The sequence below is a fragment of the Desulfohalovibrio reitneri genome, from assembly GCF_000711295.1.
GTDB classification, from domain to species: domain Bacteria; phylum Desulfobacterota; class Desulfovibrionia; order Desulfovibrionales; family Desulfovibrionaceae; genus Desulfohalovibrio; species Desulfohalovibrio reitneri.
In genome coordinates this window covers 2,137,384-2,163,161 of sequence record NZ_JOMJ01000003.1, presented here as the reverse complement: position 1 = coordinate 2,163,161, position 25,778 = coordinate 2,137,384, and the positions used below count along the sequence as shown (strand labels likewise).

The window sequence follows — 25,778 nt, the reverse complement described above, 5'->3', positions numbered from 1 at the left end:
CGTGGCCGGTGCCCGCCAGAATTCGGACGCGCCCGGCGCGCTGGAGCGGCTGACCAGGGCCATGCGCGGGCTGGCCGCGGCCTGCCTGGCGGGCATGGCCGTGGTCACCGGCGTGGACGTGGTGGGCCGGGGGCTGTTCAACGCCCCGCTGTACGGCTCGGAGGAAATCGTCTCCATCCTGGCCGTGGCCGTGGTGGGGCTGTCCCTGCCCTACGCCCACCGCAAGGGCAGCCACATCGGGGTGGAGGTGGTCTACCGCCGCCTGCCGCGCGGGGCGCGGCTGGGGCTCACGGCGGCCACATCGCTGGCCGCCTGCGTGTTCTTCGCGGTGGTGGCCTGGCGCATGGCCCTGTACGGCGCGGCCATGCAGCGGGTGGGCACCCTGACCATGAACCTGGGTCTGCCGGTGCATCTGGTGCAGTACGGCTTGGCAGCGTGTTTCGCCGTCTTTTCCCTGGCCCTGGGGCGCACCGGCCTGCTGGCGCTTGGGGGCAAACGGGAGCGGGAGGCGGCCGACTGATGGAGCCGACAACCGCCGGGCTGCTTGGCATCGCCGCCATGCTGGCCCTGTTCGCCACGCGCATGCCCGTGGCCTACGCCATGGCCGTGACCGGGTTCGTGGGCTTCTCTTTGCTGACAAGCTGGCAGGCGGGCATGGGCATGCTCTCCCGCACCATCTACGATGCCTTCGCCTCGTACGAATTGTCCACCATCCCGCTGTTCATCCTCATGGGGCAGCTGGCCTTCCACAGCGGCATCTCGCGGCGGCTGTACGACACGGCGGACCACTTCCTGGGGCACGTGCGCGGCGGGCTGGCCATGGCCACGGCCGCGGCCTGCACCGCCTTCGGCGCGGTCTGCGGCTCCTCCCCGGCCACGGCGGCCACCATGTCCCTGGTCTCCATCCCGCAAATGAAACGGTACGGCTACGCCGACTCCCTGGCCGCCGGGTCGGTGGCCTCGGGCGGCGGGCTGGGCATGATCATGCCACCCTCGGTGGTGCTCATCGTCTACGGCGTGCTCACGGAGCAGTCCATCGGCAGGCTGTTCGTGGCGGGCATCGTGCCCGCCCTGCTACTGACGGTGCTCTTCATCGCGGCCATCGGCGCCTTCTGCGCGGTGGAGCCCCAAGCCGGGCCCGCCTCCCCGGCCAAGCCGTGGGGCGAGCGGCTGCGCTCGCTGTTGGGGCTGGCCGACACCCTGGCGGTCTTCCTGCTGGTCATCGGCGGGATATTCCTGGGATTCTTCACCCCCACGGAGGCCGCCTCCATCGGCGTGCTGGCCATCCTGGCGCTGTCGCTTCTCAAACGGCAGATCAGCTGGAGCGGCTTCACCGCCTCCCTCACCGAGACCCTGCGCACCTCCTGCATGGTGCTCTTTCTGGTGGCCGGGGCGCTGGTCTTCGGCAAATTCCTGGCCGTGACCCGCATCCCCTTCACCACCGCCGCCTGGGTGGCGGGCATGGAGCTGCCCGGCATCGCGGTCATGGCCATGATCCTGGCGGTCTACTTCCTGGGCGGCTGCGTCATGGACGCCCTGGCGCTGATCATGCTGACCATCCCGGTCTTCTACCCCGTGGTGCAGAACCTGGGCTACGACCCCGTCTGGTTCGGCATCGTCATCGTGCTGGTCACGCAGATCGGGGTCATCACCCCGCCGGTGGGCATCAACGTCTACGTGGTCTACGGCATGACGCGGAAGATAGCCCCGGACATCTCCCTGGAGTCGATCTTCAAGGGCGCGGTTCCCTTCCTGCTGGCCATCCTGGCCGGGCTGGGGCTGTTCTTCCTGTTTCCGGAAATCATCCTCTGGCTGCCGGGGCTGATGTACTAGTCCACCGGCTCCCGGAAGGCCTTGCGGGAGACGCCGTATTTCTTGAGCAGGGCGTAGAAGCGCGCCCGGGACAGGCCGGAGACGCGGCAGGACTCCTCCACCACGCCGCCGGTGGCGGCCAGCAGGTCGAGGAGGTATTGCCGTTCCACCTCCTCCATGGCCCGCTCCCGCGTCTCGCGCAGGGTGGGCAGTGACTCGGGCTCGCCCGGGCCGCCCTCCTCCTCCGACCGTCCGCCGCCGGAAATGGAAGTGCGGGCCAGGTGGACCCGGATGTCCATGGGCAGGTGGGCAGGAGAAAGCACCGCCTGCCCGCCGGAAGCCGCAGCCGCGCTCTGCACCGCGTTCATCAGTTCCCGCACGTTGCCGGGCCAGTGGTAGCGGCCCAGCGCCTCCAGAAACTCCGGTGAGAGGTGCTTGCCCTGGCCGTTGGGCATCCTGGCCAGGGCGTGTTCGGCCAGCGGGCGCACGTCGCCGCCCCGCTCGCGCAACGGGGGAACCTCCACCAGGATGGTGCGAACCCGGAAGAGCAGGTCCTGGCGGAAGGCCCAGCGGGAAACCATCTCGTCCAGGTCGCGGTTGGTGGCCGCCACCAGGCGGAAGTCGCTCTCCACCTCCGGCCCGCCGCCCACTGGACGGTAGCGGCGCTCCTGCAGCACGCGCAAAAAGGCCTTTTGCATGACCAGGGGCAACTCGCCAATTTCGTCCAGGAAGAGGGTGCCGTGGTGCGCCTCGCGGATGAGGCCCGGCGAGGCGCGGTCAGCTCCGGTGAAGGCACCGCGCTGGTGGCCGAAGAGGGTGCTCTCCACCAGGTTGTCCGGCAGGGAGGCGCAGTCGACCACCACGAACGGCCCCTTGGCCCGGGCGCTGTTGACGTGCAGGGCGCGGGCGATGAGCTCCTTGCCGGTGCCCGTCTCGCCCGTGACCAGCACGTTGGCGTCGCTTCGGGCGGCCTGGGCCACCTGGTCCAGGCAGGCGGTCAGGGCGCGGCTCTGGCCCACGATGCCGCAGCGGTCCAGGCTGAACTCGGCGCTGCGGCTGAGCTTGTGGCGGCGGTACTCGATGGCCCGCTCCACCGGCAGCCGGATCTTGCTCAGGGTGGGCGGCTTGGGGATGTAGCTCCAGGCCCCGCTGCGTATGGCCAGCTCCGCGCCGTCCGGATCGGAGGAGCCGGAGAGGATGATGACCTCCGGCTTGTCGGGGCACTCGCGGAAGGCGGGCAGGGCGTCCAGGCCGCTGCCGTCGGGCAGGCGGATATCCAGGATGACCACGTCGAAAGAGCGGCGGCGGCAAAGGTCCAGACCCTGGGAGAGGAATCCGGCCGTGGCCGCGCTGTGCCCCATGCTCTCCATGACCTTGCCGAGCGCCTTGCACAGCTGCATGTCGTCGTCCACGATGAGCACCCCGGCCATCACGCCTCCTCCGTCGTCCGCAAGGGCGCCGCCCGCCGCAGCACCCCTTCCAGTTCATCCAGGCAGCAGGGCGTGCGCAGAAAGGCTCGCACCCCGGTGGCCTCTGCCCGGTCCGGGGGGAAGACCTCGGTGAAGCTGGAGAGCACCACCACCGGCAGGTCCGGCCGGGTCAGGCGCAGTTCCCGCACCAGCTCCATGGCCCGCATTTCCGGGGTGGCCACGTCCACCATGGCCAGCTCCACCGCGTCCGGGTCCTGGCGGAACCGGGCCAGGGCCTCGTACCCGTTGCCGCAGACGCGCGCGGCGTAACCCAGCTGCTCCAGGGCGGAGGCCACCCCCCTGGCCGAAACCTCGTCCCCGCAGACAAGCAGCACTCCCGGCCGCCCCGGCGCCTCCCCGGATTCCCTCGGAGGCGGCTCAAGGGGGCGCACCGGCGCCGCGGGCCGGGGCAGGTAGACGTCGAACACTGTGCCCCGTCCCACCTCGCTGGACAGCCGCACCTCTCCTCCCATGGAAGAGACGATGCCGCGCATGACGGTCAACCCCAGCCCTGTGCCCACGCCCGCCCGCTTGGTGGTGAAGAAGGGGTCGAATACTCGCTCCAAATGTTCCGGCGCGATGCCCCGGCCGGTGTCCGCCACCCGCAGCCGCAGATAGGAGCCGGGCGGCAGTTCGGCCTCGCCGGGGCTGCGGTCCTCTCCCACCTCCACCCGGTCCAGGCGCAGGTCCAGGCTGCCCGTCTCCCCCATGGCCTGGGCCGCGTTGGTGCAGAGGTTCATGACCACCTGATGGATCTGGGTGGGATCGGCCACCACGGTGTCGTCGGCCGCCTCGTTGGCGAAGGAGATGGCGATGGAAGAGGGCAGGCCGGGCCGGATGATCCGCAGGCACTCCTTGACGCTTTGCCCCAGGCGGAAAGGCAGCGGAGCGTCGCGTTCCCGCTCCCGGCTCAGGCCCAGGATGTGGTTGACCAGCCCCCGGGCGCGGTTGGCGGCGTCGAGAATCTCGCCCAGGGATTCGCGGTTGGGATCGTCCGGCCCTGCCCGAGCCAGCCCCAGCTCGGCGTGGATGATGATGGGGCCGAGAATGTTGTTGAAGTCGTGGGCAATGCCCCCGGCCAGGGTGGCGATGGCCTCCATCTTCTGGGCCTGGCGCAGCTGCCGCTCCAGGGCGCGCATTTCGGTCACGTCGCGCCAGATGCTGACGAAGCCCAGGGGCAGGTAGCGCTTGCCCCGGATGCGGCCGATGGTCTGCTCGCAGCTAAAGACAGAGCCGTCCTTGCGGGTGTTGTTGGTGCGTCCGGCCCATTTGTCTCCATGGGCGAGACACCCCATGATGTTGCCCAGCACCCCGGCCTGGTCCTCGCCTTGGTAGAGCACTTCGATGGAACGGCCCTTGATTTCCTTCTGGGCGTAGCCCGTCATGGCCTCGAAGGCCTGGTTGACGTACTCCACCACCATGTCCTCGTCGAGGATGATGACCGCCTCGGCCGCCTGCTCAATGGCGCAGGCCAGCCGGTAGCGCGACTCCTCGGCGCGCAGGTCCTGGGGCGCGTCGCGCACGGCCACAACGGCCATGTCCGCCCCAGCGCCGTCGGCGACGGGATGGATGCGGCACTCGAAAGGCGTCCCGGACTGCGAGACATCCTCGAAGGTCATCGTTTGGCCGGAGTCGATCGCCTCGCGCAGATGGCGGCGCCTGTCCCTGGCCACCGGCTCGGGGAAGAGGCTGAATACGTCGCGGTCCAGGAGCGAATCGCGAGGGATTCCCAAACGACGGCAGGCCGCGTCGTTGGCCTCCAGCACCCGGCCGTCGGCGTCGACAAGCAGGGTCTGGTGGAAGCTGGCGCGCAGCAGCGCGCGGTGCAGGACGTCCATGCCCGCCTCCGTGGGCTGTAAGGACTATCCGCCATTTCCTGCATACGCCGGGTGGGAGAAAGGAGCAACCCCTCTCCGCCTGTCTCGCCGCGCGAGACAAACCGTCCCGCCGGACGGGACGAATCCCTCCGTTCACGGCCCCGCCAAGCCCCCTCAGCAAACCGGCTCCGCATCCCCGCCCTTGTATTTCCTGCCCTTTTCCATCCGGGCACGCCTTTTGTTTTTGACGAGTCAGGCGAAGGCCCATCCCTCCCACGGCAACCGGGAGAAGCGCCCATGAAGACGTTCGAGAATCTTGTCGATGAAGTCCAGCGGCCCGGTCTGTGCCACAACTGCGGCGGCTGCGTGACCTTCTGTTCGGCCATCAACTACGGCGCGCTGGAAATGGACCCGGACAACGGCCCCCGCTACCGCGACGAGGCCAAGTGCATCGAATGCGGCTTCTGTTACCAGGTCTGCCCGGAGACCGACGATCTGCTGCCCGAAACCCGGGAGCGCCTGCACTGGTCCGAGCCCATGGGGCACGTGGACACCCTCTACATCGCCCGCGCCCGCGACGAGGTGCTGCGGGAGCTGGGCACCGACGGCGGCGTGGTCACGGCCATGCTGCTGCATCTGCTGGACAACAAGCGCATCGACAGCGCCATCGTCTCCCGCCAGACCGGGCCCTTCCAGCGCAGGCCCTGGGTGGCCTCCACCCGCAAGGACGTCATCCTCTCGGCCGGGACCGCCTACGAGGAGTCCTCGGGCACGGTGGCCCTGGGCGGGGCCTACTCCACCTACTGCCCCTCGCTGACCAGCCTGGGCGGCCTCAAGGAGCGCGACCTCAACCGGGTGGCCTTCGTGGGCGTGCCGGACCAGGTGCTGGCCATGCGCAAGATGGAGACCCTGGGCATTCCCCCGTCGCAACAGATCAAATACTACCTCGGCCTCTTCTGCGCCCGCAGCTTCACCTTCGGCGACGTGGAGCGCAAGCGGCTGGAGGACATGGCCGGGTTCGCCTGGGATGAACTAGAGTCCATGAACCTCAAGCGCGAGCTGCGCTTCAACCTCAAGGGCGGCCGCTCCGCCTCCCTGCCCCTGGACGTGCTGGACTTCATGACCCGGGGCGCCTGCGCCTACTGCACCGACTACTCGGCCGAGTACGCCGACATCTCCTTCGGCGGGCTGGGCGCGCCGGACGGCTGGACCGTGGTGCTCACCCGCACCCCGCGCGGGCGGGAGCTGTACCGCAAGGCGCGGGAGACCGTGCTGGAGGAAATGGAGCTGGCCAAGATGAAACCCCTGCGGGAAACCGCCCTGGAACTCATCCGGCGCTACTCCGCGGCCAAGCGGCACAACGCCCAGGCCAACCGGGACGAGGGCCGGGGCGTCTCCGCCTACGCCTTCTCGCCCGCGGGACGCGAACACAGGCATCCGGGAGTCTGACCATGGCCAATCGCATCGGCGTCTACGTCTGCCATTGCGGCACCAACATCGACCCCAAGGTGAACACGCACGAGGTGGCCCAATACGCGGCCACCCTGCGCAACGTGGCCGTGGCCCGGGACTACAAGTTCATGTGCTCCGACCCGGGTCAGGACATGATCATCAACGACATCAAGGAAATGGGTTTGAACCGGGTGGTGGTGGCCTCCTGCTCGCCGCGCCTGCACGAAAAGACCTTCCAGAACGCCTGCCTGCGCGCCGGGCTCAACCCCTTCCTCTTCCAGATGACCTGCATCCGCGAGCACTGCTCCTGGATCACCGAGGACTCCTCGGAGGCCACCGCCAAGGCCAAGCAGCTCGTGGCCGCGGCCGTCACCCGCGTCAACGAGCATCACGAGCTCTACTCCCGCCGCGAAACCGTCCACCCGGACGTGCTGGTGGTGGGCGGGGGCATCGCCGGCATCCAGGCCGCCCTGGACGTGGCCCGCTCCGGCCACAAAGTGCACCTGGTGGAGCGCGAACCCTCCATCGGCGGCCGCATGGCCCAGTTCGACAAGACCTTCCCCACCCTGGACTGCGCCGCCTGCATCTCCACGCCCAAAATGGTGGCCGTGGCCCAGGAGCCCAACATCAACCTCATGACCTACGCCGAGGTGGAGTCCCTGGGCGGCTTCGTGGGCAACTTCCAGGCCACCATCAAGCTCAAGCCCCGCTACGTGGACATGGTGGCCTGCACCGGCTGCGGGCTGTGCATGGAAAAGTGCCCCACCAAGGTGGAAAGCGAGTTCGAGGAGGGCATGGGCCTCCGCCGGGCCATCCACCGCAACTCGCCGCAGAGCGTGCCCAACAAGCCGGTCATCGATCCGGACCACTGCCGGGTTCTCAACGGCAAGAAATGCGGCGTCTGTCAGAAAGTCTGCCCCTCCGGGGCCATCGACTTCGAGCAGGCGGAGCGGCGCATCACCCTGGACGTGGGCTCGGTCATCCTGGCCACCGGCTTCTCCACCTTCGACCCCGCCCCCCTGGGCCAGTACGGCTACGGCCGGTTGGACAACGTCCTCACCGGTCTGCAGTTCGAGCGGCTGAACAACGCCGTGGGCCCCACCGGCGGCAAGATTCAATTGAAGGACGGCCGCGCGCCCGAGTCCGTGGCCATCGTGCACTGCGTGGGCAGCCGCGACGCCGCCCACCACCCGTACTGCTCCCGTGTCTGCTGCATGTACGCCTTGAAGTACGACCACCTGCTCAAGGACAAGGTGGGCCACCACGTCAAGGTGACGAACTTCTACATCGACATGCGCTGCTTCGGGAAAGGCTACGAGGAGTTCTTCCGCCGGGTGCAGGAAGAGGGCGTGACCTTCATCCGCGGCCGCCCGGCCGAGATCACCGACCAGGCCCAATCCCCGGAGGAGGAGGGCAAGCTGGTGGTGGTGGCCGAGGACACCTTGTCCGGCAAGGTGATGCGGGTGCCCGTGGACATGGCCATCCTCTGCACGGCCATGGAGCCGCGCCCGGACTCCCCGGACGTGGCCCGCCTCTTCGGCGTCAGTCAGGGACTGGACGGCTTCTTCCTGGAGGAGCACCCCAAGCTGGGGCCGGTCTCCACCGCCACGGACGGCGTTTTTCTGGCCGGGACGTGCCAGGGGCCCAAGGACATCCCGGACGCGGTCTCCCACGCCTCGGGCGCGGCCTCCAAGGCCCTGGGGCTGGCCGCCAGCGGCGAAGTGACCATCGCCCCCACCATCTCCTGGATCAACCCCGACGTCTGCGTGGGCTGCAAGACCTGCATCGGCCTGTGCGCCTACTCGGCCATCGAGTTCGACGAGCGCCGCCACGTGGCAGTGGTCAACGAGGCCATGTGCAAGGGTTGCGGCAGCTGCGCCGGGTACTGCCCAAGCGGGGCGGCCCAGATCAAGCACTTCAGCGAACGGCAGGTCTTCGCCGAGCTGGAGGGGATGCTGGAGGCGGCCCGCTCGGCCGCGGCCTCGCCCCATCCCGCCGAGCAACCGGCGCGGACCGCGCACGCGGAAGAAACAACAAGCCAGGGAGCCTGACCATGCCAGCCACCTTCGACCCCGTGATCATCGCCTTCGTCTGCAACTGGTGCACCTACACCGCGGCCGACCTGGCCGGGACATCGCGCCTGAAGCAGAAGCCCAACGTCCGGCTCATCCGCATGATGTGCACCGGCATGGTGGACCCCAAGTACGTCCTCAAGGCCCTGTTGGCCGGGGCGGACGGGGTGCTCATCAGCGGCTGCCATCCGGGGGACTGCCACTACATCAACGGCAACTACAAGGCGCGTCGCCGGGTGCGCTTGCTCAAGGAAGTGCTGACCACCTACGGCATGGACCCCGGACGGCTGAAGCTGACCTGGGTGGGCGCGTCCGAGGGCAACGAGTTCGCCGATGTGGTCAACGAGCTGGTCGAGGACATCCGCCGCATCGGCCCCAACCCGCTGGCCCCCGGGCGCAGGGAAACGCCCGCCGCCCCGCCGGCCGAGGCCGTGGAAACCGCCCAACCGCAAGCCTGAGCGCAAGGAGCCCGATATGGCCACCACCGCACGCATACCGGTCACTGACAACGACCCCTCCGCTTCCATGCGGGGCTTTCTGGCGGACCTGCTGCGCACGGGCGCGGCCCGGGCCGTGCTGACCCCCATGCACCGCCCGGAAAGGGCCATGCCCATGCCCGAGCTGGTCACCGACCCCGAGCACATGCGTTACGCCGAGCCCTTCAGCCCGGCCTACCCCATGAACGCGGCCAAGCTGCTCAGCCGCCTGACCATGGACGCCGAGGGCGACGGCGCCATCGCCGCCCTGGTGCGCCCGTGCGAGGCGCGGGCCTTCGTGGAGCTGGTCAAGCTGAACCAGGGCACCACCGACAACCTGGTGCTCATCGACTACGACTGCCCCGGCGCCTATTCCAACCGCGAGTACCTGCGGGCGGCCGAAGGCGTCGAGGCCCACGACCTGACCCGCCGTTTCCTGGAGGGCCAGGGCGTGCCCGGCGGACAGCGGAGCGAGGATCCGGACATGGCCACTGCCTGCCGCATGTGCGAGCACCCCGAGGCGGACGAGGCGGATTTGCATCTCGGCCTGTACGGGGTGGACGCCGCCGACGCCCTGCTGCTGCTCTCCGGCTCCGCCCGGGGCGAGCGGGTGGTCAGCGCGCTCGGCCTGTCCGACGCGCCCCTGCCCACGGAACGCGCCGCCGCCCTGCGCGAGCTTGTGGCTGAGCGCACCGCCCGCCGCGACGAAATCTTCCAGGAAACACGCGGGAAGGCCCCGGACATCGCCGCCCTGGAGACGTACCTGGCGGGCTGCGTCAACTGCTACAACTGCCGGGTGGCCTGCCCGGTCTGCTACTGCCGCGAGTGCGTCTTCGTCACCGACGTCTTCGACCACAAGCCGTGGGAGTACCTGGGCCGGGCCCAGCGGGAGGGCGCGCTGCGCCTGCCCACGGACACGGTATTCTACCACCTGACCCGTATGGCCCACATGTCCGCGGCCTGCGTGGGCTGCGGACAGTGCTCCAACGCCTGCCCCAACGAGATCCCCCTGGCGGAACTGTTCCGGCTGACGGCCGACGGCGTGCAGCGGGCCTTCGACTACGTCGCGGGCCAGGATCTCAACGCCCCGCCGCCCCTGTCCGTCTTCCGCGAGGACGAGTTTCCGGACGTGACCATGGCCACGTCCTGAGGAGGCCCAGATGAAGAAGAGTTACGGCGCATTGGTGGTCGGGGCCGGCATCGGCGGCATGCACGCCGCCCTCAGCCTGGCCGAGACCGGGCAGAAGGTGGCCCTCGTCGACGCCAAGGCCACCTTGGGCGGGTTGCTGACCCAGCTGGACCACCAGTTTCCCAGCGACAACTGCGGCATGTGCAAGATGCTGCCCCTGACCGAGCGCGACAGCTCCAGCCAATTCTGCATGCGCAAGGGGCTCTTCCACCGCAACATCGACGTCATGCCCCTCACCGAGTTGCACGCCCTGGAAGGGGAGCCCGGCCTGTTCCAGGCCACCCTCAAGCGGCACAGCCCCTTCGTGGACCCCCACAAATGCATCGGCTGCGGCCGCTGCTCCGAGGTCTGCCCGGTGCGGGTGCCCAGCGAGTTCAACGCCGGGCTGTCCGAGCGGGCGGCAATCCACCTGCCCGTGCCCCAGGCCATCCCCAACGCCTACACCGTGGACCTGGACAACTGCGTGCGCTGCCTGGAGTGCGTCGAAGCCTGCCCCACCGGCGCGGTGGACTTCCAACTGGAAAAACGGGCGGAATTTCCCGTGCTGCTGGCCCACCCCGACCCCGAAGCGGCCGAACCCCTGGCCGCGGGACTGCGCAAGCGGGAGTTCCCGGTGCATTCGGCCGCGAACGCCGAAGAGGCGGTGGCCGCCCTGGAGTCCGGCGGCGCGGGGCTGGTTCTGGCCTCCCTGGACCTGCCCAGGGGCGACGCCGAGCGCATCATCGGCCGGGCCTTGGAGCTGGCTCCGGCCACCCCTGTCGTCCTCCTGGCCCCGGACGCGGCCACTGCGAACGGCGAAGCCGCCAAGGAGATGCTGGACAAGGGCGCGGCCGAGGTCATGGTCGTCCCCGAAGACCCGGCCAAGCTGGTGCCGGACCTGGAAAAGCGGTTCATGCGGCTGGTCAGCGACGAGCTGGTGGACATCGACGTGGCCTCGGTCATCCTGGCCGCTGGCTTCCAGCTCTTCGACCCCGCCACAGACCCGGCCGCCCTGGGCGACTTCTACCTCTACGGCCAGCACCCCGCGGTGCTGACCTCCATGGAGATGGAACGCTGGCTGAGCGGCACCGGCCTGGACGCCGGGCGGCGCGGCGACGGCCACGGCGGCCTGCCCCGCCCCCGCGACGGCCGCCCGGTGAAGCGCATCGCCTGGTTGCAGTGCGTGGGCTCGCGCGACGTGCAGCGGCAGGGCGGCTTCTGCTCCTCCTTCTGCTGCCTGGCCTCCCTCAAGGAGGCGCGGCTGGTCAGGAAACGGGCGCGGGAGCTTGGCCTGGAGGAACCCGAAGCCACCGTCTTCTACATGGACGTGCGCACCCACGGGAAGGACTTCCAGCGCTACTGCGACCAGGCCCGGGATCGCGACGGCGTGCGCTTCGTGCGCGCCCGCATCCACACCCTGCTGCCCTCCATGGACGACCCCGGCCAGGTGCGCATGCAGTACGTGGACGAGACCGGCAAGCTCGTCACCGAGAGCTTCGACATGGCCGTGCTGGCCGTGGGCGCGCGGCCGCCCAGAGGCATGGAGGAGCTGGCCCGCGTGACCGGCATCGAGACCAACGAATGGGGCTTCTGCCAGACCGCCAACCTGACCCCCTCTCGCACCTCGCGCATGGGCGTCATGGCCGCGGGCAGCTTCGCCTGGCCCGCGGACATCTCCGAGTCCATGATCCTCTCCGGCGCGGCCGCCCTGGAGGCCTCGCGGCTGATCAACATCTACGCCCCCCTCAAGGAGCGCAAGCCCGAACCACGTCCCGAGTACCGCGACGTGCGCCGCGAGCGGCCGCGCGTGCTGGCCGCCCTGTGCACCGCCTGCCCCCTGCTGGAGGAGGAGGCCGACATGGGACGCCTGGCGGAGCGGCTGGGAACCGTACACGGCGTGGCCTCGGTGGAGTCCGTGCCCCGCTGTTGCACCGCCGAGGGCTGGGAGCGCATCACCGAGTTGATGGACGAGCACAAGCCCAACCGGCTGCTCATCGGCGCGTGCATGCCCTACGCCTACGTGCCCAAGCTGCGCGAGTTGTCGGAAAAGACCGATCTCAACCCCGCCCTCATGGACGTGGTTGACGTCTACTCCCCGCTCATGGCCGCTGGGAGCGATGAACCCCGCGACCCCGCCGCCATGGCCGACAGGCTGGCCTCCGGCCTGACCATGGCCGCCGTGCGGCTCTTGGACCAGGACCCCGAGCCGGTGGAGCCGGTGGTGGAGGTCTCCCGCGAGGCGCTGGTGGTGGGCGGCGGGGTGGCTGGCATGACCGCCGCCCTGGGCGTGGCCGACCACGGCTACAACGTCTGCCTGGTGGAAGAGGCCGAGCGGCTGGGCGGGCTGGCCAACAAGCTGCACACCACCCTCACCGGCGACGACCCGGTGCGCTTCGTGGAGAACCTGGTTGAACAGGTGGAGAAGCACCCCCGCATCCGGGTTTTCCTTGAGGCGCGGGTGGCCCTGTCCACGGGCCGGGCCGGACACTTCATGAGTCTCATCTCCACCCCCGATGGCACCTACCCCCTGGAGCACGGCGCAACCATCCTGGCCACCGGAGGACGGGAGGTGAAGGTGCACGACTTCGGGCTGGACGTGCACAAGAAGGTCATGACCCAGCGCCGCCTGGAGGAGGTGCTGGCCTCGGGCGAACTGGATCTCGCGGGGCTCTCCGGCGTGGCCATGATCCAGTGCTGGCGCTCCCGCGACGAGAACCGCAACTACTGCAGCCGCGTCTGCTGCCCGCAGGCCCTGAAGAACGCCCTGCTGCTCAAGAAGCGGCGGCCCGACCTGCCCGTGGTCGTTCTCTACCGTGACATCATGACCCCCGGCTTCATGGAGGAGTACTACACCCGCGCCCGTGAGGCCGGAGTGCTCTTCGTGCCCTACACCCAGGACGACAAGCCCCGGGTGGAGTTCGAGGACGGCCGCCCCAGGCTGACCTACACCGACCCCATCCTGGCCGCCCCCGTGGCCATGGACCCGGACCTGCTGGTGCTGTCCATCGGCCTGGAGGCGGGCGAGGCCGAGGAGACCGCCGAGGTGTTCGGGGTGGAATTGGACCAGGACGGCTTCTTCCGCGAGGCCGAGAGCAAATGGCGGCCTGTGGACAGCCTCAAGCAAGGGGTCTTCTACTGCGGAGTGGCCCGCGCCCCGGGCGGGCTGCGCGACACCGTGGCCTCGGCCAAGGCGGCCGCCCAGCGCGCCCTGCGCATCCTCTCCGAGACCCGGCTGGCCGGCTCCCGCGTCACCGCGCGGGTGCGCCACAGCCTCTGCTCCCGCTGCGGCCGCTGTATCGAGGTCTGCCCCTACGGTGCCCGGCGTCTGGACATGCGAAGCGGCACGGTTGTGGTGGACGACCTGCTCTGCCAGGGCTGCGGCTCCTGCGCCGCCGTCTGCCCCAACAGCGCCAGCTTCGTGCGCGGCTTCACCGACCGCCAGGTCATGGGAACCATCGACGCGGCCCTGGCCCAGGGCCGAGGGGAGACCTGCAAATGAACACCGCGGCCCGCACCGACCCCCTGGCCCTGATCCGGGAGACCATGGCCGCCTGCATGCAGTGCGGCACCTGCTCCGCCTCCTGCGTCAACGCGCCGGACATGGACATCACCCCGCGCCGCATGTGGCGGCTGGTGCAGCTGGGACTGTGGGACGAGCTGTTCGCCTCCCGCACCTTTTGGCTGTGTTCCGCCTGCTACGCCTGCACCCTGCGCTGCCCGCGCGGCCTGCCCCTCACCGATACCATCGCCGCGCTCAAGCGCGCCGCCCAGGCGGCCAACGCCCCCCGCGCCAAGGAGTCCTCCGCCTTCTACCGCGCCTTCATGGACAACGTGCGGGGCTACGGCCGGGTGCAGGAGAGCGCCCTCATGACCCGCTACCTGCTGGCCCGCCGCTCCCCGGCCCTGGGACTGAGCTACCTGCCCATGGGGCTGAAGATGCTGGCCAAGGGCAAGCTCCATCCCCCGTCCACGGCGCGGCGGGGGAGGCTCGACACCCTCTTCGCCGCCCAAGAGGAGAAGGAGTCATGACCATGACCTACGCTTACTACCCCGGCTGTTCCCTCAAGGAGAGCGCGGTGGAGTACGACGCCTCCACCCGGGCCGTGCTGGAGGTGCTGGGGGCCGAACTCAAGGACATCCCGGACTGGACCTGCTGCGGGGCCTCGGCCGCGGACGCGGTCTCCGAGAGCATGGGGCTGCTGCTGCCCGCCCGCAACCTGGCCCTGGCCGCCCGCGACGAGCCCGGCTGGGATGTCCTGGTGCCCTGCTCCGCCTGCTACCTGAACCTGCGGCGGGTGGCCGAAAAGACCCGCCACGATCACGCCATGCTGGACCGCATTAACAGCGGCCTGGCCGGAGAAGGGCTGGAACTGTCAGGGGAGGTGCGGGTGCGACACCTGCTGGACGTGCTCTCCTCCGACCTGCTGGAGGCCTTTACCGGCCGCGTCAAGCGATCCCTCAACGGCCTGCGCGTGGCCCCCTACTACGGCTGCCAGGCCCTGCGCCCCTACGCCGTGTTCGACGATCCCGAGCACCCCGTGTCCATGGAGCCGCTTGTGGAGGCCATGGGCGGAGAGGTGGTCCCCTGGGGTGCCGGCAACCGCTGCTGCGGCGCGTCCCTTTTGGTCACGCACCGTCAGGCGGCCCTGGACCGGGTGGATGAGATACTGGCCCAGGCTGGGGACGCGGACGTGGTGGTCACGGTCTGCCCCCTGTGCCAGATGAACCTGGAATCCGCCCGCCGGTCCGCCCTGGCGGGCCGGGAGAAGCCCCTGAGCATCCTCTACCTGCCCCAGCTCATGGGGCTGGCCCTGGACTTGGCGCCCAGGCGGCTGCTGCTGGACAAGAACATGCGCGCGGAGCCCGGCTTGGCCGCCGGCCGTCTGCCGGAACCCGCGCAGAAAGACGAACCCGTGGTCAACGCGTAACCCAGGGAGGTACGCCATGTTCAAGGACATCATTCTCGCCGTGACGCCCTCGGAAATCTGCGAGTGCGCCGTGGACGCGGCCCTGGCCTACGCCCGCCGCTTCGACTCCAAGCTCTACCTGACCTACGTCACGGGCATCGAGCGCGGCTGGGGCGACATGGAACACCTGGAGGCCTCCGGCGAATGCCAGCGCCTGCGGGAGAACATCGAAACCTACTACAAGGAGAAGCTGGAGGGCGTGCCCAATCTGGAAATCCTGGTCAAGGCGGGCATCCCCTACAACGAGATCCTGCGGCTGGTGCGGCAGAAGAAGGCCGATCTGGTGGTCATGGGCCCGCACACCAAGGAGTACACCGAGCGCCGCTCCAAGATGTGGGGCATGGCCGGGTCCACCCTTGAGCGGGTCAGCCAGCGGGCGCCCTGCCCGGTGATGGTCGTCACCTCCGAGGTGGGCAAGCCGGAGTGCAGCTTCGACACCATCCTGGTCTGCACCGACTTCTCCAAGCCCGCGGAGTGCGCCGTGAACTACGGCGGCCAGATGGCCCGCCACTACAAGTCCCGCCTCATCATCCTCCACGTGCAGGAGTCCGGCGCGCCCCAGGAGCAGATGGACGCCATCATCCAGGAGAACCGCGACCGCATGCGCGAGGAATTCGCCGAGCGGCTGAAGGGCATCGAGAAGGTGGACTACGAGTGCACCGAGGGCAAGCCCTCAACGGAAATCCTCAAGGCCGCCCGCATCAACAAGGCCGGGCTTGTCATCATGGCCCACCACTCCAAGGAGGTGGACCCCGAGAAGGCGCTTCTGGGCTCCACCGTCATCCAGGTGGCCCTCAACTCCGCCTGCCCCACCATGAGCGTGAACAAGCACTTCGACCTGCGCTGCGGCCTGATGTACGACCAGACCGGCGCGGTCGCCGAAACCACGGCCCAGGCCGAAACCCAGGCCTGAGCCCCACCCGAGCGGAGCGCGGCGCTGGGAGCCGCGCTCCGCGCCGGAGGCAGACATGACCGAAGCCGCCGAGATCATCCACCCCCGGGAACTGCCGGGGGAAGTGCGCGAGTACCTGGACAAGTTCGACCTCAGCGCCTGCATGACCTGCGGCAGCTGCGTGAGCGGCTGCCCCACCTCCTGCGCCCCGGGATACGAGGACTGGAACACCCGCAAGGTGCTGCGCATGCTTTCCCTGGGCATGCTCCAGGAAGTGGTGGACTCCAACTACGTCTGGCTGTGCACCGGCTGCGGCCGCTGCACCCAGAACTGCCCGGCGGGCGTGGACATCGCCCCGCTCATGCTGCACCTCAAGCACCTGCGCGACCGCGACAAGGTGCCCGGCACCCTGCACAAGGGGGCGCAGCAGAACCTGGACACCGGCAACAACCTCGGCATCCCCCTGGAGGACTACCTGCAGGGCATGGCCGAGCTGGGCGCCGAAATGGCCGAGGAGGAGTGCCCCGGCTTCTACGTGCCCGTGGACAAGGACGGGGCGGAAATCCTTTTCTTCCCCAACTCCAAGGAAGTCTACGGCGACTTTGAGGACCAGTACTGGTGGTGGAAGATCTTCTACGCCGCCCGGGAGAACTGGACCGTTCCCTCCACCGGCTGGGAGGCTGTGGACTGGGCCTTGTTCACCGGCAACTACGAGGGCACCCGCAAGCTGGCCCGCCGCAAGATCGACTACATGCGCCAGCACGGCATCAAGCGCATGATCATGCCCGACTGCGGGGGCGGCTCCTACGGCTGCCGCACCGGGCTGAAGTACTGCCTTCAGGAGAGCCCGGAGACCTCGGAAGTGGAATTCATCTACCTCTACGAGTACCTCAAGGAGATCATCGAGCAGGGGCGCATCACGCTGGACAAGAGCGTCCACGCGGGCAAACGCTTCACCTTTCACGACTCCTGCAAGCACGGCCGGGAACTCATGCGCCACTACGGTCAGGCCTTCTTCGAGGAGCCGCGCTGGATTCTCTCGCAGTGCGTGGACGAGTACGTTGACCTGGTGCCAAACCGCATGGCCAACTTCTGCTGCGGCGCGGGCGGCGGCATGTGGCCCATGCCCTTCGAGGAGCAGGCCGCCTACCACGGCCGCTTCAAGGTGGAGCAGATCAAGCGCAGCGGCGCGGACGTGGTGGTCGTTGGCTGCTCCAACTGCCGCGACCAGATCATGAAGCGGCTGCCCAAATACTACGAAGGCTGCGACTACGAGGTGAAGTACATCTGGCAGGTGGTGGCCGAGGCCCTGGTCATCGAGCCCCTGGAAGGCAAGGAACTCGAGAAGGCCGAAGCGGAAGCCGCGGAACAGTGGGAGCGGCTGGGCATCGACCTGGATGTGGAGTACTGAGCCCGATCTTACGCTCCACGGACGGAAACCTTGCGGCAGAGTGCGGCTGGGGGTATTCCGGGGGCATGCCCGCCCGGTACCTGGCCGCCATGCTCCTGGCCGCCCTGCTCGCCGCCCCGGCCTGCGCTGAACAGCAGTCCAACCCGCCGGAAACAGCCCAACTCGTGCGGGTCATCGACGGCGACTCCTTGCTGGTGCGCCATGGCTCCAGGGAGACCCAGGTCCGCCTCATCGGCCTGGACGCCCCTGAATGGAACCAGCCCTACGGCCAGCAGGCCGAGGATTGGGTCGTCCGGCACTGCCCTCAAGGCAGCCGACTCCATCTACGTTACGACCAGGAACTGCGGGACCGCTACGACCGCCTCCTGGCCTATGTCACCTGCCGCGGCCGCTTCCTCAACCTCCACCTCGTCAAGTCCGGTCTGGCCAAGGCCAAGTTCTATAAGCCCAACGGCAAGCACCAAAGGGAGTTGAAACAGGCCATGGAGACGGCGAAGAAAGCGAAGAAAGGGATGTGGGAGTAGGGAAGATTCCGCCCTTCGGGCGCCCAGGACCAGAAAGACATTTCGCCTTCAGCGACCAGGGGGCTACGCACCCCCTGGACCCTGCGGCAAAGTAACTTTGCATGTGAATTCGCGGGATGGCGGGAGTCAGGTGCGAGGGAAGGGAGCGCTCCGGCGGATCGGCATGGCTTGGCTCCAAAACCGCTTGACGCATTTCCCGCATAACAAAAACTGTTTATTTCTCCTTTCTTTTGCCCAAACCGACACCACCCACCCCATCCCGCCTGGCTTGCCGGAGCGCACTTAGCGCTGGTTTGCCAGGGTCTACGGGAGCGTGTATCCGTTCGGCGAGACAGCGGATTGTTCCACGGCAATGGTACCGGAACACGAACGGACCGCGGGGAGAACCATGAGCGAATCGATTGCCGAAAAGCGGGTGCTGGTCACCGGGGCCTGCGGCACCATCGGGGCCAGGCTGGTGGAGCATCTGCTCCGCGACCACAAGGTGGCCGAGCTGGTGGGCATCGACAACAACGAGTCGGAGCTGTTCTTCAGCGAGCAGCGGCACGCCGCCCGGCCGGGGGTCTCCTTCCGTCTGGCCGACGTGCGCGACCGCGACACGTTGGGCCGGGTCATGGAGGGCGCGGACGTGGTCTTCCACACCGCCGCCTTCAAGCACGTGGTCATGTGCGAGCACTCGCCCTTCGAGGCCACCCAGACCAACATCATCGGCGTGCAGAACGTGGTTCACGCCGCCCTGCGCTGCGGCGTGGAGCGGGTGATCTTCACCTCATCGGACAAGGCCGTGAACCCCACCAACGTCATGGGCACCTCCAAGCTCATGGGGGAGCGGCTCATGACCGCTGCCAACCTTTCCGGCCGAGGCGGTCGCCCGGTCTTCGCCTCCACCCGCTTCGGCAACGTGCTGGGCTCGCGCGGCTCGGTCATCCCCATCTTCAGCGAGCAGATACGCCGGGGCGGCCCCGTGACCCTCACCGACCCGGAAATGACCCGCTTCATCATGAGCGAGGAGCAGGCCGTGCGGCTGGTGGTGGACTCCGCCACCCTGGCCAGGGGCGGGGAAATCTTCGTCACCAAGATGCCGGTCATCCGCATCATCGACCTGGCCGAGGTCATGATCCGCGAGCTGGCCCCGCGCTTCGGGCACGACCCGGAGGACGTGGGCATCGAGACCATCGGGGTGAAGCCGGGCGAGAAGATGTACGAGGAACTCATGAGCCACGAGGAGACCCGCCGGGCCGTGGAGCTTGAGGATTACTTCGCGGTGCTACCCGCCTTCCGCGGGCTGTTCAAGGACATCGAGTACGACCACCCGGGTCTGCTCTCCGAGACGGTGGACAACCCCTACAACTCCCAGAACGAGACCCCCCTGGACCAGGAGGAGCTGCGCCGCTTCCTGCTGGACAACGACCTGCTGGCCGAGGCGGAGCGGGAGGTGGACCACCCCGCCCGCCGCTACTGGCCGGGGGACAAGGAAGAACTGGCCGAAGGCCGGGAGAACTGACATGCGCGTCCTCATCCTCGGCGGCGACGGCTACCTGGGCTGGCCCACGGCCATGGCCCTGGCGGCCAAGGGGCACGACGTCCTGGCCGCGGACAACTACCTGCGCCGCACCATCTGCCTGGAGACAGACTCCGAGCCGCTGCTGCCCGTGCCCACCCTGGCGGAGCGGGCGGAACTCTTTCAGGAGGCCTCCGGCAGCCAGGTGCGGGTCGCCGTGGGCGACTGCGCGGACATGCGCTTCATGGAGTGGCTGGTGGAGGAACACCGCCCCGAGGCGGTCATCCACTACGCTGAGCAGCCCAGCGCGCCGTACTCCATGATGGGCTTCGAGCAGGCCAAGCTGACCCTGGACAACAACCTGGGCACCACCTTCAACCTCGTCTGGGCTGTGCTCAGGCACGCGCCGGACTGCCACATCGTCAAGCTGGGCACCATGGGCGAGTACGGCACCCCGGACATCGACATCGAGGAAGGCTGGCTTGAGATCGAGCACAAGGGCCGCCGCGACACCTTTCTCTACCCCCGCCAGGCCGCCAGCCTCTATCACACCACCAAAATCCAGGACACGGACCTCTTGTGGTTCTACGTGCGCACCCACGGCCTGCGCGTGACCGACCTCATGCAGGGTCCGGTCTACGGCCTCTCCACGGACGAGGCCGACCTGCACCCGCGCCTGGCGCCCTATTTCAATTACGACGACATCTTCGGCACCGTGGTCAACCGCTTCCTGGTACAGGCCGCGGCCGGGGTGCCCCTGACCGTGTACGGCAAAGGCGGGCAGGAGCGCGGCTACCTGAACATCAAGGACACGCTGCAGTGCGTGGAGCTGGCCATGAACAGCCCGGCAGACAAGGGCGAGCTGCGCATCTTCAACCAGTTCACCGAGCAGTTCACCGTGCTGGACCTGGCCGAGCGCATCCAGGCCGCGGGACGGCTTCACAGCCTGGACGTGGCCGTGAAGTCCATCCCCAACCCGCGCAAGGAAGCCGAGGAGCACTACTACAACGCCGCCCATTCCGGCCTGCTGGATCTGGGGCTCAAGCCGCACTACATGACCGAGGACGTGCTGGGCGAAATGCTGGAGCGGGTGCTGCGCAACCGCGACCGCATCGACAACCGCAAGATTCTGCCGAGGGTGAAATGGTCCTAGAGCGCGCCAACTGGCTCATCACCGGGGGCTGCGGCTTCATCGGCCGCAACCTCATCCGCCGCCTGCTGGCCGAGGGGGAGCCCTTCATCCGCGTGGTGGACAACCTCAGCGTGGGCACCCGCGAGGACCTGGCCCTGGCCTGCGACTTCGTGGAGGCGGCTGAGCCGGGCCAGCCACGCCCGGGCAAGGTGGAGCTCGTCCCCGGCGACATCCTGGACGAGGACCTGGCCGTGCGCGCCGCCGAGGGCATGGAGGTTGTTGTCCATCTGGCGGCCAACACCGGCGTGGCCCCGTCGGTGGAGAACCCCCGCATGGACTGCCGGGCCAACGTCATCGGCACCCTCAACTATCTGGAGGCGGCGCGGGCGGGCGGCGTGCCTCGCTTCGTCTTCGCCTCCTCCGGCGCGCCCGCCGGGGAGGTGGAGCCGCCCATCCGCGAGGACATCCCGCCACGGCCGGTCTCGCCCTACGGGGCCTCCAAGCTGGCGGGGGAGGGCTACTGCTCGGCCTATTACAACACCTTCGGGGTGGAGACCGTGGCCCTGCGCTTCTCCAACGTGCTGGGGCCGCTGTCCGGCCGCAAGTCCAGCGTGGTGGCCAAGTTCATCCGCAAGGCCATGGCCGGGGAGGAGCTGGAGATTTTCGGCGACGGCACCCAGACGCGGGATTTCGTGTACGTGGACGACCTCATCGAGGCCATCCTGCGGGCGGCCTACGCCCCCGGGGTGGGCGGTGAAGTCTTCCAGATCGCCACTGCCCGGGAAACCTCCATCCTGGAATTGATGGACGTCCTGGTGCCGGAGCTTGAACGCGCCGGCATAACCGGCTTCACCGTGCGCCACGGCGAAAAGCGGCAGGGCGACGTCATGCGCAACTACGCCGACACCTCCAAGGCCCGGCGCATGCTCGGCTGGCAAGCCCGCACCGACTTGCCCGGGGCGGTGCGCCGCACCGTGGCCTGGTTCGCTGGGGGCAATACGTAAAGGCTGGGAAGATTTCGCCCTTCGGGCGACCAGGGGGCTACGCGCCCCCTGGACCCTGCGGCAAACTAACTTTGCATGTGTGTTCGCGGGTTAACGCGCGTGAGTGCGAGGGAAGGGAGCGCTTCGGCGAATCCGCGACCGGGGGCAGGATAATACTCACATTCCACTACCCTTCATCCCTCTTCCGCCTAAAACAGCGGCATCTGTCCCGTCGAGGCCTGTATGAGGTAGTTGGCGATGGCCAGGACGTAGAAGCAGAGGCCGATGAGGACGATCTTGAGGGAAGTGCGGAAGGCGCGGGTCTTCTGGTTGCGGGCGGCGATGATGCGGCAGAAGCTCTCTTCCGGGTTGTCCGCGATGTAGGTGGATATCCAGCGCAGTCGCGAGAATCCATACAACGCCACCAGCAGCCCGGCCATGACGATGACCAGGCCGATGACCAGCGGGATGCCGGACCACGGCCCGGCGGCCACCATGCGGTGGCCGGAGAAGCCGGTGACGGTGATGGCCAGCGCGCCCAGGGTGAAAAGGGTCTGGATGCGGTGATGGATGACGCCGAACTGGTGCTGCAGGGTCTTCCAGACCTCGGCGTCGCTGCCCAGCACCTTGCGCATCTGGGCGTACTCCAGATCGCAGCCTTCGAAATCCTTGTTCTTCCCCGCCATGCATCCTCCTGGCACCGCAACTGCATTCTCCACGGCGTATGTCCCAAAAAGGGAAAAAACTGCCGCTGGAGAACGTCATGCCGCAATTGGGAACCGTCCTGGTCGTTTCGGAAAACGAGGCCCGCGCAAGGCTTGACCGGTCCATGCTCAAAAACCTGGGCGCCGAAGAGGTCAACTCCTTCGAGTCCGGCGGGCAGGTCCTGCGCCACCTGGAAAAGAACGAGGCCGACCTGGTCCTGTGCGACCGCGTGCTGTCCGATATGCCGGGCACGGAACTCATCAACCGCCTGCGCGACGTCCACCACAATCTGCCCGTAATCATGGTTTCGGACAAGAACCACCGCAACCACGTGCTGGACGCCGTCTCCTCCGGCTGCTTCGGCTTCCTCGTGCGGCCGTACTCCCAGGACGCCCTCTCCCAGCAGATCAACCGCGCCCAGCGCAACGCCCGCCTGCCCACCGCCGCGGCCATGATGCTGGCCAAGGCCCGGGCCATGCGCCGCGAAAGCACCCGGCAGGCCGAGCGCACCGTGACCTCCTACGCCCGCGCCCACCCCGCCCGCGACCACCTGGAGCAGGGACTGGACCACCTGGCCGCGGCCAACTACGACCAGGCCGTCACCAGCTTCAAGACCGCCCTCTCCCTCAACCGCGCCTACGCCGAGGCCTATGAAGGCCTGGCCCGCGCCTGGAAGGCCAAGGGCGACAAGAACGCCTTCCTGCGGTTGATGAGCAAGGCGGCCTGGCTCTACGCCGAACAGGACCGCTTCATGGAGGTCAAGGCTATCTTCGGCGAAGTCCTCAAGGACGGCGGCTCCATCGAAAACCCCTTCTTCGAACTGGGCAAACAGCTCTGGAAAAAGGAACTCTACCGCCAAGCCGTCCTGGCCTGGAGACGGGCGGTCAAACTCACCCCCACCTGCCAGAAAACGGTCACCTGCTTGGCCAAGGCCTACATCATCATGGGCTACGAGGACCGGGCCGAAGACCTGCTCCAGCGCCACCAGCTCCCCCAGCCGGTCACCGTGGAACAACTCGCCCAAGCCCTTGAAGCCAGCCGCCAACCCCGCAAACCCTCCTGGCTGGACCACATCCGCCGCGCCTTCAAGAAACTGCGCGTGGCCTAGGGAGCAAGAGAATGGAGGGTGGCTGGCGAGGGTGAGCGTTCAGGGCATTGGGAGAGGGAAAAAAACCCTTTAAAAAGGGGGCTTTCCTCCCTCTCCCAACCCCTCTCCCTCTTGACCTGGGGCCACATAGGAAACTTTCTATCGCTCGCTTCGCTCGGGGGCGTGGTACTGGCAAAGTTTAGCCGGGAGACCGTAGCCCAATTCCGCGTCCCACGCATGGGAAGCTAAACGACCGGGGCGAGGTTGTACCGGCAGACGCGCTCCACAATCGCCGATTCGCCGGAGTGCTCCCATACATCCCACTGACGCGCTCCAACCCGCGAACACAAATGCAAAGTTACTTTGCCGCGGGTCCAGGGCCGCGCAGGCCCTGGTCGCCCGCAAGGGCGAAATCTTCACTTCCCGAACCAATCCCGAACCATTCCAGCACCAGCTCTCCCACTTCCCGCATTCTTCCCGGTTCACCGTGCCCTGTGTCGGTGAAGATGGCGTCGTGTGGGGTGTGGCAGCCGAAGCGGCCGTGCAGGGAGAATATGTCTACGCGGTCGAGCTTGGCCTTGAGCTCGTAACCGGGGTGGGCCGTGGCCACCAGGTCCGGTGCGCGGGGGGCGTCGTTGTAGAGGTCGTGGCGGGTGTGGACCTGCTGGATGACGGGCTGGCCGTGGTGCTGGAGGGCGGCCAGGCGGTCGCTGACGGCCCGGGCGATGGCGGGGGCCTCGGCCGGGGGACGGGGCCGTGGGGGAAGCGGTCGCTGGTGTGGATGTAGACGCGGGAGGGGTCCAGGGCGAAGGCGCGGGAGGCGGGGTCGATGGCGGTGGTGTCCCACTCGTCGCGCGGTTCGTGGCGCAGGCGCAAAAGGCCCATGTCGCGGAGCACGGCGTTGAGGTCCACCTCGGTGATGGTCTCGGTGAAGCCGTGGTCGGCCACGGTGATGAAGCGCTTGGGTTCGGGCAGGTCGTGGTGGCGTTCGAGGACCTCGCCCACAAGTTCGTCCCATTGGCGCAGCACGGCGGTGATGGGGGCGAAGAGGTGGTTGTCCGGGTCCAGGGCGGCCGGGAGGAGGAAATGGAAAAGGCGGTCGGTTTCCGTGAGGACGAGGCAGAAACAGTCCCAGTCCAGGTCGTCCCAGAGCAGGTCCAGCGCGGAGCGGCGGGAGGCGATGGTCTGGCGGAGCTGGGCCAGCAGGTGGTCCGGCTCGGCCGCGCCCCGGGTGGTGTCGGCTTCCAGCAGGTAGCCGCGCTGTTCCAGCATGGCGGCCAGCATGGGCGGGTGGCAGGCGCGGTGCAGGTTCGGGGCCACGAAGCCGGAAACCAGCATGCCGGGGATGGGCCGGGCCGGGTAGGTGTTGGGCAGGTTGACCACCCGGGAGGTGAGCCCGGCCTCGCCCAGGCGGTCGAAGACGGTGGGGGCCTGGACGTGGGAGAAGTCGGTCAGGGAGAGGGAGAAGTCCGTGGGGTCCAGGCGGGTGAAGCCGTACACGCCGTGGGTTTCCGGCCCGCTGGCCGTGGCCAGGGCGGTCCAGTTGACGGGCGAGAGCTCGGGCAGTTCCGAGGGGACGGTGCGGGCGGAGGGGGCGGTGGCCAAGCTGGCCACGGCGGGCAGGCGGTGGAGTTCCGCCAAGCGGCGGGCCAGGGGCAGGGAGAGGCCGTCGAGGCCGAGGATGGTCAGGCGGCGGCGCTGGGCTGCCATGGGGAAGCTAGGTGAGGATGTGGCCCTGGGCGCGCAGCAGGCGGATGGCCTGGTCGGTGAGGATGTAGCCCTTGGTGTAGCGCACGGCCTTGCCCTTGAGCTTGATGTAGAGGATGTAGCCGAGGTCGTAGAGGATTTTCATGTCCCGTTTGTCGTATTCCTCGACCTCGTGCTTGGGGGCGATGCCGTTGAACTTCTTGATCTGGATGAAGTGGTAGATGTCGCGGATGATGTTGATCTGTTCCTTGGTCAGCTCGCCGAAATCCTGGTCCGTGGGGATTTCCTCGATCTGCCCTTCCTCGGTGAGGTCCAGGCCCATCTTGCGCAGGTCCCGGCGGGCGGTGTCGGTCAGCCGGTAGCCGCGCAACTGGGAGCCGCAGCGGGCGATGACCGTGCCCTCCTCGATGAGGGAGTTCTCCTCCAGGTAGTCAAGCAGGCCGGGGTCGTAGAGCAGGGCGTGTTTCTCCGGCAGCATGCCGTGATAGCGGCGGATGCCGGAGAACTTGTAGATGTCCTGCAGGGCCTGGAGGTGCTTCTTGTTCAGAAGCGTGGCCCCGGGGTGGGAATCAACGACTTGTGCTTCCATGGCGACACGAAAAT

The 25,778-nt window shown here is 68.1% G+C and carries 22 protein-coding genes; 16 read left to right on the top strand and 6 right to left on the bottom strand.

Features of this window, described 5'->3' with window-relative positions:
• Position 1 precedes the first annotated feature (1 nt).
• Together N911_RS0110825 and N911_RS0110820 are read left to right on the top strand one after the other, a co-directional pair.
• Positions 2-520 (top strand): TRAP transporter small permease, encoded by a 519-nt coding sequence (locus tag N911_RS0110825; RefSeq protein WP_237559945.1) that lies wholly within the window; start codon positions 2-4, stop codon positions 518-520.
• Positions 520-1,833: a TRAP transporter large permease gene (locus tag N911_RS0110820; protein ID WP_029897030.1), complete on the top strand. Its 1,314-nt coding sequence runs from the start codon at positions 520-522 to the stop codon at positions 1,831-1,833. Before N911_RS0110825 ends, N911_RS0110820 begins: the two co-directional genes overlap by 1 nt.
• Here the strand turns inward: N911_RS0110820 and N911_RS0110815 are convergent.
• Together N911_RS0110815 and N911_RS17635 are read right to left on the bottom strand one after the other, a co-directional pair.
• Positions 1,830-3,242 carry a sigma-54-dependent transcriptional regulator gene (locus N911_RS0110815; protein WP_029897028.1) on the bottom strand — a complete coding sequence of 471 codons (1,413 nt, stop codon included), beginning with the start codon at positions 3,240-3,242 and terminating at the stop codon, positions 1,830-1,832. The two genes, N911_RS0110820 and N911_RS0110815, sit on opposite strands and share 4 nt — an antisense overlap.
• Entirely contained in the window at positions 3,242-5,119 is a 1,878-nt protein-coding gene (locus N911_RS17635; RefSeq protein ID WP_051694210.1) for a hybrid sensor histidine kinase/response regulator, read from the bottom strand. The genes N911_RS0110815 and N911_RS17635 overlap by 1 nt, the downstream gene beginning before the upstream one ends.
• Positions 5,120-5,395: 276 nt before the next feature.
• Between N911_RS17635 and N911_RS0110805 the strand changes: the two genes are divergently transcribed.
• The 13 genes from N911_RS0110805 (at position 5,396) to N911_RS0110745 (ending at position 21,697) form a co-directional block, all read left to right on the top strand.
• A complete protein-coding gene (locus tag N911_RS0110805; RefSeq protein ID WP_081859165.1) occupies positions 5,396-6,547 on the top strand; it encodes a Coenzyme F420 hydrogenase/dehydrogenase, beta subunit C-terminal domain in 1,152 nt (383 codons plus the stop codon).
• A gap of 2 nt (positions 6,548-6,549) precedes the next feature.
• Positions 6,550-8,601 carry a CoB--CoM heterodisulfide reductase iron-sulfur subunit A family protein gene (locus tag N911_RS0110800; protein ID WP_051694208.1) on the top strand — a complete coding sequence of 684 codons (2,052 nt, stop codon included), beginning with the start codon at positions 6,550-6,552 and terminating at the stop codon, positions 8,599-8,601.
• A gap of 2 nt (positions 8,602-8,603) precedes the next feature.
• Positions 8,604-9,080 (top strand): hydrogenase iron-sulfur subunit, encoded by a 477-nt coding sequence (locus tag N911_RS0110795; protein ID WP_051694206.1) that lies wholly within the window; start codon positions 8,604-8,606, stop codon positions 9,078-9,080.
• A gap of 16 nt (positions 9,081-9,096) precedes the next feature.
• Positions 9,097-10,248, top strand: coding sequence for a formate dehydrogenase (locus tag N911_RS0110790; RefSeq protein ID WP_029897020.1), 1,152 nt, complete (start codon positions 9,097-9,099; stop codon positions 10,246-10,248).
• Between the two features lie 10 nt (positions 10,249-10,258).
• Positions 10,259-13,765, top strand: coding sequence for a 4Fe-4S binding protein (locus N911_RS0110785; protein WP_029897017.1), 3,507 nt, complete (start codon positions 10,259-10,261; stop codon positions 13,763-13,765).
• Positions 13,762-14,295, top strand: coding sequence for a 4Fe-4S dicluster domain-containing protein (locus tag N911_RS0110780; RefSeq protein WP_029897016.1), 534 nt, complete (start codon positions 13,762-13,764; stop codon positions 14,293-14,295). The genes N911_RS0110785 and N911_RS0110780 overlap by 4 nt, the downstream gene beginning before the upstream one ends.
• A complete protein-coding gene (locus N911_RS0110775; RefSeq protein WP_237559944.1) occupies positions 14,292-15,194 on the top strand; it encodes a CoB--CoM heterodisulfide reductase iron-sulfur subunit B family protein in 903 nt (300 codons plus the stop codon). The genes N911_RS0110780 and N911_RS0110775 overlap by 4 nt, the downstream gene beginning before the upstream one ends.
• Positions 15,195-15,210: 16 nt before the next feature.
• Positions 15,211-16,146, top strand: coding sequence for a universal stress protein (locus N911_RS0110770; protein ID WP_029897012.1), 936 nt, complete (start codon positions 15,211-15,213; stop codon positions 16,144-16,146).
• Between the two features lie 55 nt (positions 16,147-16,201).
• A complete protein-coding gene (locus N911_RS0110765) occupies positions 16,202-17,536 on the top strand; it encodes a (Fe-S)-binding protein (RefSeq protein WP_029897009.1) in 1,335 nt (444 codons plus the stop codon).
• 65 nt (positions 17,537-17,601) lie between these two features.
• Positions 17,602-18,060, top strand: a complete 459-nt coding sequence (locus tag N911_RS0110760; protein WP_051694202.1) for a thermonuclease family protein — start codon at positions 17,602-17,604, stop codon at positions 18,058-18,060.
• 388 nt (positions 18,061-18,448) lie between these two features.
• The gene (locus tag N911_RS0110755) at positions 18,449-19,564 is read left to right on the top strand and encodes an SDR family NAD(P)-dependent oxidoreductase (RefSeq protein WP_029897004.1); all 1,116 of its coding nucleotides are present in this window, start codon (positions 18,449-18,451) and stop codon (positions 19,562-19,564) included.
• Between the two features lies 1 nt (position 19,565).
• A complete protein-coding gene (locus N911_RS0110750) occupies positions 19,566-20,714 on the top strand; it encodes an NAD-dependent epimerase/dehydratase family protein (RefSeq protein ID WP_029897002.1) in 1,149 nt (382 codons plus the stop codon).
• On the top strand, positions 20,705-21,697 hold the full coding sequence (locus tag N911_RS0110745; protein WP_029897000.1) for an NAD-dependent epimerase/dehydratase family protein: 993 nt from the start codon (positions 20,705-20,707) through the stop codon (positions 21,695-21,697). The genes N911_RS0110750 and N911_RS0110745 overlap by 10 nt, the downstream gene beginning before the upstream one ends.
• 188 nt (positions 21,698-21,885) lie before the next feature.
• Here N911_RS0110745 and N911_RS0110740 read toward each other — a convergent pair whose 3' ends face one another.
• Positions 21,886-22,362, bottom strand: coding sequence for a hypothetical protein (locus tag N911_RS0110740; protein ID WP_051694200.1), 477 nt, complete (start codon positions 22,360-22,362; stop codon positions 21,886-21,888).
• 77 nt (positions 22,363-22,439) lie between these two features.
• Here N911_RS0110740 and N911_RS0110735 point away from each other — a divergent pair, with 77 nt between their 5' ends.
• A complete protein-coding gene (locus N911_RS0110735) occupies positions 22,440-23,489 on the top strand; it encodes a response regulator (protein WP_161781621.1) in 1,050 nt (349 codons plus the stop codon).
• A gap of 337 nt (positions 23,490-23,826) precedes the next feature.
• Here N911_RS0110735 and N911_RS18865 read toward each other — a convergent pair whose 3' ends face one another.
• Genes N911_RS18865 through N911_RS0110725 form a run of 3 tightly spaced genes read right to left on the bottom strand, consistent with a single transcriptional unit; the run spans position 23,827 to position 25,764 of the window.
• Positions 23,827-24,078, bottom strand: a complete 252-nt coding sequence (locus N911_RS18865; RefSeq protein ID WP_237559943.1) for a hypothetical protein — start codon at positions 24,076-24,078, stop codon at positions 23,827-23,829.
• Complete coding sequence (locus tag N911_RS16940) at positions 24,027-25,178, bottom strand: alkaline phosphatase family protein (RefSeq protein ID WP_237559942.1); 1,152 nt, start codon at positions 25,176-25,178, stop codon at positions 24,027-24,029. Before N911_RS16940 ends, N911_RS18865 begins: the two co-directional genes overlap by 52 nt.
• Positions 25,179-25,185: 7 nt before the next feature.
• On the bottom strand, positions 25,186-25,764 hold the full coding sequence (locus N911_RS0110725) for a hypothetical protein (RefSeq protein WP_029896995.1): 579 nt from the start codon (positions 25,762-25,764) through the stop codon (positions 25,186-25,188).
• Positions 25,765-25,778: the final 14 nt, after the last annotated feature.